Consider the following 7,186-nt stretch of genomic DNA (forward strand, 5'->3'; position numbering starts at 1 on the left):
CTGCCTTCAGATTCCCTCGGGCGCATCAAGGTTGCGCGCCACCCACCCGACCCCGGCGACGAGCTGCGCCGTCTTGGTTTGCGCGCTGCTAGAGCGCGACTTAATGACGAGGTTTGCGGGGCCCGCCGAATGCGGCCGCGGGAGCGGCGCGCGATCGGCTTACGCGCCGCATTACGTCGGTGCGATAGTCGCTGGCGCGCTGGTAGAGAGTGGTTTTCTATTGGCCCCCGCAGTCAGGTGGGGGAGGTGGAGCGACGGGTGGCGCGCGGCCAGTACCCGCTTGCTTGGTCCGACCCGTACGCGCGCCACCCGTCTAAAAGGGAGGCCAGCGATTGTTGCGAGCGTCGGCTGAAATTTGCAGCGTTGCGAGGGTTCCTTACGTTGCGTGCGCGCAGCGGCATCGGGGATCGCAAGACGCCGTGAACGCCTCAAAAGGCCGCCCGGGCGGCCGTCCTGAGGCAAGCCCCGCAAGTCCGTTCTGCACAAGCGCGAAGCGGCATCACGAACCGCAAGACAGAGCCAAGTCCCCGAGGCCGCCCGCGCGGCCGACAAGGGACGACCCCGCAAGATCTTCCAAACCAGGCCCACCCTCAAGCAGAACGCCAACACGGCAACCCACACGCGAAGCGAAATACGCAACGACGCAAGACGATGCGTAAGCTCCCAAAGGCCGCCCGCGCGGCCGGCCGGGAGCGGGCCCTGCAAGATCATCCACCACCCCCACCGCGTGGAGAAGAACCCTAAGAAAACCGCCCGCCCCAGCTGACGTGAAATTGCACCTGACAGAGCCCGGCGCGTCGGTGGCCGGTGGGGCGCGGGGCGTCGATAAGCCCGAGGGAATCCGAAGGAACTGCCAAAGGCAGTGACGAGGATGACAAGGGGGAAGTCCGGAGCGAAGGCTCCGGACCGCAATCGTTGCCCCGCGCCCCACCGGCCACCGACGCGCCGGGCGCCTCAAGAACTCACCCCCAGCACCCAACCAATCCCCTTTCCCCTTAATGCCGAATTTCAGCCAAGAACTTCTGCGCCCGCACCGTCCCCGGCCGAGTAAAGAACCCTTCCGGCGTCCCAGTCTCCACAATCCTCCCCGCATCCATGAACCACACTCGATCCGCGACTTCCCTTGCGAATCCCATTTCGTGCGTCACGCATACCATCGTCATACCGTCTTTCGCCAGGCCCTTCATGACCTGAAGGACTTCGCCCACCATTTCGGGGTCCAGCGCGCTCGTCGGTTCGTCGAACAACATTACCGGCGGGTTCATCGCCAGGGCGCGGGCGATGGCGACGCGTTGCTGTTGGCCGCCCGAGAGTTGGGCGGGGTAGGCATCGGCCTTGTGGGCCAGGCCCACGCGTTCCAGCAGTTGCAGCGCTCGGTCGCGGGCTTCGGGGCGGCGGGCGCGTTTGAGTTGAAGCGGGGCCAGCATCAGGTTTTCCAGCACGGACAGGTGCGGGAACAGATTGAACTGCTGGAACACGAAACCGATGTGGCTGCGCAACTGGTCCAGGTGGACTTTCGGGCCATAGATGTCCTGGCCGTTCACCTCGATCACGCCCTTCTGGATCGGTTCCAGGCGGTTCACCGTGCGGATCAGGGTTGATTTGCCCGAACCTGACGGGCCGCACACCACGACCACCTCGCCCTGCGTCACCTGCTCGGTCACGTCGGCCAGCGCCTGGTAATCGCCGTACCACTTTTGCACTTGGGAAAATCGGATCATGTCGGCACCACTTTAGGGGCGGCCCCAAGCCCGGCGCGTCGCCTGCCGATACGTCGTTCGGTCAGGTGCACCAATGAGCTCAGGCCAAAATTCAGGATGAAATAGGTCAGCGCCAGCAAGCCGAACACTTCGAACGGCTTGGTCAGCAGCACGCTGTTGATCTGATTCGCGGCGTAGGTCAGTTCCTGCACGCTGATCACATAGGCCAGCGACGTTTCCTTCACCGTCGACACGAACTGGCTCAGCATGCTGGGCAGCATGTTGTAGAGCGCCTGGGGCAGGATGACGCGCCGCATCGTCTGCAGGTACGACAAGCCCAGCGCGCGGCTGGCTTCCTGCTGCCCCGGCGGCAACGCCTGGATGCCAGCGCGGATGATCTCGGCCAGATAGGCGCTTTCGTAGCAGACCAGCGCCACCACCATCGTCGTGGTGCCCGCGACGGGCCGGCCGATGATGAGCGGCACGAAGAAATAGGCCCAGAAGATGAACATCAGGAGCGGCAGACCGCGCACCAGATAGACCACGGCCGAGGATGGCCAGTAGAAGATGCGATAGGGGCTGATGCGGCCCAGCGCAAGCAGCACGCCGCACGGAAGCGCCAGCGCCAGGCTTATCGCTGCCAGGCCCAACGTGGCGACCAGGCCACCCACCGGCCCATGCGGGTACTGCCCGATCAGCAGCAGCAGCCAGTTGTCTTTCAGGATGTCCCACATGTCAGCGCGCTCCCAGCGGACGGTAGCGTCGTTGCAACAGCGCGCCGCCGCCCATGATGATGAACGACAGCACCAGGTAGATGACCGTCACTACGGCATAAGCCTCGAAGGTGCGGAACGTGTAGTTCTCGACCTCGCGTCCGGCGGCGGTCAATTCCGTCACGCCGATCGCCATCGCCAGGCTGGTGTTCTTCAACAGCAACAGGGTCTGATTGAGCAGCGGCGGGATCGCGATACGGAAGGCCTGGGGCAAGATGACCTTGCGCATGGTCTGCAGGAAACTCAGGCCCAGCGCGCGCGACGCTTCGACCTGGCCCGGCGGAATGCCGCGCACGGCGCTGCGCAGGTCTTCGCAGATGTAGGCCGACATCACCAGCGAGATCGCGATGCACGACATGATGAATTCGCTGCCATGGCTGTTGAGCCAGTCGGTCGCGAATTGCGGCAGTAGCGCCGGCACGCCGAAGTACCAGAACAGGATGTGCACCAGCATGGGCACGTTGCGGTGGAACGCGACGTACACCGCGATCACGCCATTGGCCACGGGCGAGCCCGTCAGGCGGATCACCGCCAGCAGGCTGCCCACGAAAAACGCCAGGATCCAGGCCAGCCCGGCCAGCGCCAGGGTGGTGACGAACCCCCTGAGCAGCCATGCCGGATACTCGCCCTGGAAAATGGCGTTGAAGTCGAAAACGTAGTGCATCGAGGCAGGCTCCAGCGCGCGCGGCGCGTCAACCCTTGATGGCTTCGATGCGGAAGTCGCGCTTCATGTTGAATTGCGTGCCGGTGCCGAACCATTTGTCGAAGGTCTTGGTGGCCTGGCCGGACGCTTCCATGCCGTCCAGCACCTTGTTCACCTGGTTCAGCATGGCGGTGTCGCCTTTGCGCACGCCCATGCCCCAGGGTTCGACGAACAGCGCGGGCTCCAGGATCTTGACCGGCACGGCACTGGTGGACGCCTGGTGCTGCAGCTTCACCAGCATCAATTCGGAGCCGACGAATCCGCTGACCTTGCCCTGCTGCAGGGCCAGGAAGGCGCCGCTGGGGTCTTTGAACGTCACGGGATCGACATTAGGGATGTTCTTGCGCGCGCCCTGCTCCGACGACGAACCGCGCACGGCGCTGACGCGCTTGCCCGCCAGGTCGGCCGGCGCCTTCAGGTCTTTTTCGGAATCGCGCGCCAGGATCTTCTGCAGGCTCACGAAGTGCTGGTGCGAATAATCGATCTGCTTCGCGCGCTCCGGGCTCCAGCCCAGATTGGCGGCAACGACGTCAACGCGGCCGGCGATCAGTTCTGGAATGCGGGCTTCGACGGCGATCAGCTTCAATTCCAGCGGCACGCCCAGGCTGTCGGCGACGGCCTGGCACATGTCCACTTCGTACCCCACGATGGCGCGGGTCTTGGGGTCCTGGAAGCTGAAGGGCTCGGCCGTGCCCATGGTGCCGCAGATGAACTTGCCGCGGGCCTTGATGTCCTGCACGGTATCCGCGTGCGCGGCGGGCGCCAGCGTAGCGGCCAGGCCGACGGCGGCGGCGAAAGTGGCGATGGTGGTCTTCATGGTGTTTCCCCTTGGAATATAGGTATGGGTACGGCGGACGAGACGGGCTTTCAACAAACGAATGTTCAACGCAAGGCCGCGCAGGCCTCGCGGATGCGGCGGCAACCTTCTTCGATGTTCTCCATGGACGTGGCGAAGCTCAGGCGCAGGTAAGGCGACAAGCCGTAGGCCGCGCCGTCCAGCACCGCGACGCCGGCCTCGTCCAGCAGGTACATCACGACGTCCAGATCGTGCTCGAGCACGCGCCCGGCCGGCGTCCGCTTTCCCAGCAGACCCTCGACGGACGGATAGACGTAGAACGCGCCCTGGGGCTGCGGGCAACGGATGCCCGGCACGGCGTTCAGCAGCGCGACGATGCGGTCGCGGCGTTGATGGAACACCGCGGCGGCCTCGCCGACGCAGGACTGGTCCGCGGTCAGCGCCACGCGTGCGGCCGACTGGCTGATGGCGCTGACGCAGCTGGTGCTTTGCGAGATCAGCGTGGCCATCGCCTTGATCAGCGGCTGGGGTCCGGCCGCGTAGCCCAACCGCCAGCCGGTCATCGCGTAGGCCTTGGAGACGCCGTTGATGGTGAGCGTGCGGACGGCCAGCGCGGGGACCACCGCGGCGGGCGAAGCGTGCCGCGCCTGGCCGTAGACCAGGTGTTCATAGATTTCATCGGTCATCAGCCAGACGTGCGGGTGGCGCGCCAGCACCTCGCCCAGCGCCCGCAATTCGTCCGCCCCGTACATGGCGCCGGTGGGGTTGCTGGGCGTGTTCAACAGCACCCACTTCGTGCGCGGCGTGATGGCGGCTTCCAACGCCTGCGGCGTGAGTTTGAAGCCGTCGGCTTCCGGGCAGGCCAGCACCACGGGCGTACCATCATTGACCAGCACCATGTCCGGGTAAGACACCCAGTAAGGCGCGGGGATGATGACTTCGTCGCCGGCCTGCACGGTGGCGGCCAGCGCGGTGAAAATCAACTGCTTGGCGCCCACGCCGACGATCAGTTCGTCCAGCCCGAAGTCCAGGCCGTTCTCGCGCTGGAATTTGGCGCGCACGGCTTCCAGCAGCGGCTTGGCACCGGTGGACGCCGTGTAGCGGATGTCGCCACTGTTCAAGGCATCGATGCCGGCCTGCACGATGTGGGCGGGCGTGGGCAGATCGGGTTCGCCGACGGTGAAATCGACGATGTCGCGCCCTTGGGCGCGCAACTGGTCGACGCGCGTCTTGGCCGCCATGCTGGGCGACGGCTTGATGGCGCGCGCCCGATCGGCCAACAACAGGGTGCCGTCGCCGCTCATGCCAGCCCCTTGGCGGCGAAGGCGGCCTGCATCCAGCTTTGCGTCCTGCTGCCGCCCGCGATCTCGGCCATGATGCGTTCTTCCTTGGCGGCGTGCGCGTGCGCGGCGGCGATCAGGCTTTCCGCCTCGCTGGCCGCGAAACTGACCAGGCCGTCTTCGTCTCCCACCATGATGTCGCCGGGATGAATCACCTGGCCGCCGATGGACACGGGCACATTGACCTCGCCCGGGCCATCCTTGTAGGGGCCGCGGTGGATATGGCCACGCGCATAGCAGGGGAAGCTGTCGGCCTCGAAGGCGGCCACGTCGCGAATCGCGCCGTCCACGACCACGCCGACGCAGCCATGGAGCTGCAGGTAGCGCTTCATGATTTCGCCCAGCACGGCGTTGGACAAGTCGCCGCCAGCGTCCACCACCAGCACATGGCCGGGCTGGATCTGCATCATCGCCTTGTAGATCATGAGGTTGTCGCCCGGACGGGTCTTGACCGTCAACGCGGTGCCCACCAGCTTGCCGCGCCCGTTGTAGCGGCGCAGGCCCGAGATGCCTTCGCGGCGCGCCAGGTTATCGCTGAGATGGGGCGTGACGATGCCAGCCAGTGCTTCGAGGATGGCGGCGGGAGCGACGGGGGACGCCGGCAATTGGCGTGCGCCGGTAAGGATAGTGGCCATGACGATCTGCAAATTCCTGAGTCGAAAGCCGCCGCAGGCCCGGAACGCTTCCCGGCCCCGGCCGGCCGGGAGATGAGTCAGATCGCATGGTGCGAGCTTTTCGGTTCGGGAAAAAGGGATTAAATTTCCACGAGCCTCATCGCTTTTAGGAATATAAGGGTTAGCCCTTAGCGAAATTTCGGAATGAACCTGACCCAGGGCAGACGCACCGCATGCTGACTTTCAAACAAATCGAAGCCCTCTACTGGACGGTCCGCCTGGGCACCTTTTCGGCATCGGCGCAGAAGCTGCACACCACGCAATCGGCCATCACCAAGCGCATCCAGGAGTTGGAGGCGGACTTCGACGTCGCGCTCTTCGACCGCTCCGGCCACCGCGCCGAACTGACCGCGCGCGGCCACGAGGTCTATGCGCTGGCCGAAGAGATGCTGGGCCACCGCGACCGCCTGCTGGTCCGCCTGAAGGGCCAGCACACCCTGACCGGCACGTTCCGTTTCGGCATCACCGAGATCACGGCGATGACCTGGCTACCCGCCCTGATCCGCCTGTTGCGCGCGCACTACCCCCGCATCACGCTGGAGCCGCACATCGACCTGGGCGCCGACCTGCTCAAGCGCTTGCAGGCGGGCCAGTTGGACATGGCGTTCCTGCACGGCGAATTCGCCGAACCGAATTTGGAGGTGGTGGCGCTACAGCGCCTGGAGTTCGCGTGGATGGGCAGCCCCGACATGATCGACGCCAGCCGCATCTACACCCCCGCCGACATCGCCCGCCTGCCGCTACTGCGCCAAAGCCGCGAGTCGGGCCTGAACATGATCTACGACGGCTGGCTGCGCCCGCATACGCCCGACAGCAATATCTTCACGATCAACAGCCTGATCGCAATGGCCGGCCTGACCGCCGCGGGCTTCGGGGTAAGTTGCCTGCCCAGGGACTACTTCGCGGACATGGTGAGCAAGCGGCAACTGGTCATCGCGCGGACCAGCACGGCACCCCCTCAATCGGTCTACAGCGCCATGTTCCGACGCGACGGGCTCCGTTGAATGCAATTTCCCGATCGCTGGGGCGGGCGGTTTTCTTAGGGTTCTTCTCCACGCGGTGGGGGTGGTGGATGATCTTGCAGGGCCCGCTCCCGGCCGGCCGCGCGGGCGGCCTTTGGGAGCTTACGCGGCGTCTTGCGATCTCGGGAGTGTCAGTTTTTTTGTGTTTAAGGCACTCAGTGCCTGATCCCATGGAGGA

The 7,186-nt window shown here is 65.3% G+C and carries 7 protein-coding genes; 1 reads left to right on the forward strand and 6 read right to left on the reverse strand.

The annotated features are described in order from the left end of the window. Window positions 1-995: 995 nt before the first annotated feature. The 6 genes from CQ050_RS30530 to CQ050_RS30555 form a co-directional block, all read right to left on the reverse strand. Window positions 996-1,721 carry an amino acid ABC transporter ATP-binding protein gene (locus CQ050_RS30530; protein WP_105560561.1) on the reverse strand — a complete coding sequence of 242 codons (726 nt, stop codon included), beginning with the start codon at window positions 1,719-1,721 and terminating at the stop codon, window positions 996-998. Beyond that, the gene (locus CQ050_RS30535; protein WP_105560562.1) at window positions 1,718-2,434 is read right to left on the reverse strand and encodes an amino acid ABC transporter permease; all 717 of its coding nucleotides are present in this window, start codon (window positions 2,432-2,434) and stop codon (window positions 1,718-1,720) included. The genes CQ050_RS30530 and CQ050_RS30535 overlap by 4 nt, the downstream gene beginning before the upstream one ends. Before the next feature lies 1 nt (window position 2,435). Next, window positions 2,436-3,137, reverse strand: a complete 702-nt coding sequence (locus tag CQ050_RS30540) for an amino acid ABC transporter permease (RefSeq protein WP_105560563.1) — start codon at window positions 3,135-3,137, stop codon at window positions 2,436-2,438. A gap of 28 nt (window positions 3,138-3,165) precedes the next feature. After that, a complete protein-coding gene (locus CQ050_RS30545; protein WP_105560564.1) occupies window positions 3,166-3,993 on the reverse strand; it encodes an ABC transporter substrate-binding protein in 828 nt (275 codons plus the stop codon). 65 nt (window positions 3,994-4,058) lie between these two features. After that, window positions 4,059-5,276, reverse strand: a complete 1,218-nt coding sequence (locus CQ050_RS30550) for an aminotransferase class I/II-fold pyridoxal phosphate-dependent enzyme (protein ID WP_105560565.1) — start codon at window positions 5,274-5,276, stop codon at window positions 4,059-4,061. Continuing rightward, window positions 5,273-5,947, reverse strand: a complete 675-nt coding sequence (locus CQ050_RS30555; RefSeq protein ID WP_105560567.1) for an RraA family protein — start codon at window positions 5,945-5,947, stop codon at window positions 5,273-5,275. Before CQ050_RS30555 ends, CQ050_RS30550 begins: the two co-directional genes overlap by 4 nt. A gap of 212 nt (window positions 5,948-6,159) precedes the next feature. On the opposite strand from CQ050_RS30555, the gene CQ050_RS30560 reads away from it, so the two are divergent. After that, complete coding sequence (locus tag CQ050_RS30560; RefSeq protein WP_105560566.1) at window positions 6,160-6,990, forward strand: LysR family transcriptional regulator; 831 nt, start codon at window positions 6,160-6,162, stop codon at window positions 6,988-6,990. The last annotated feature ends 196 nt before the right edge of the window (window positions 6,991-7,186 follow it).

This window comes from Achromobacter sp. MYb9 (assembly GCF_002975275.1).
Classification (GTDB): domain Bacteria; phylum Pseudomonadota; class Gammaproteobacteria; order Burkholderiales; family Burkholderiaceae_B; genus Achromobacter.

What these genes read in the sequence shown, in the direction of transcription:
- CQ050_RS30530 (WP_105560561.1), bottom strand. Translation starts at nt 1,721, where the DNA reads ATGATCCGATTTTCCCAAGTGCAAAAGTGGTACGGCGATTACCAGGCG.
- CQ050_RS30535 (WP_105560562.1), bottom strand. Translation starts at nt 2,434, where the DNA reads ATGTGGGACATCCTGAAAGACAACTGGCTGCTGCTGCTGATCGGGCAG.
- CQ050_RS30540 (WP_105560563.1), bottom strand. Translation starts at nt 3,137, where the DNA reads ATGCACTACGTTTTCGACTTCAACGCCATTTTCCAGGGCGAGTATCCG.
- CQ050_RS30545 (WP_105560564.1), bottom strand. Translation starts at nt 3,993, where the DNA reads ATGAAGACCACCATCGCCACTTTCGCCGCCGCCGTCGGCCTGGCCGCT.
- CQ050_RS30550 (WP_105560565.1), bottom strand. Translation starts at nt 5,276, where the DNA reads ATGAGCGGCGACGGCACCCTGTTGTTGGCCGATCGGGCGCGCGCCATC.
- CQ050_RS30555 (WP_105560567.1), bottom strand. Translation starts at nt 5,947, where the DNA reads ATGGCCACTATCCTTACCGGCGCACGCCAATTGCCGGCGTCCCCCGTC.
- CQ050_RS30560 (WP_105560566.1), top strand. Translation starts at nt 6,160, where the DNA reads ATGCTGACTTTCAAACAAATCGAAGCCCTCTACTGGACGGTCCGCCTG.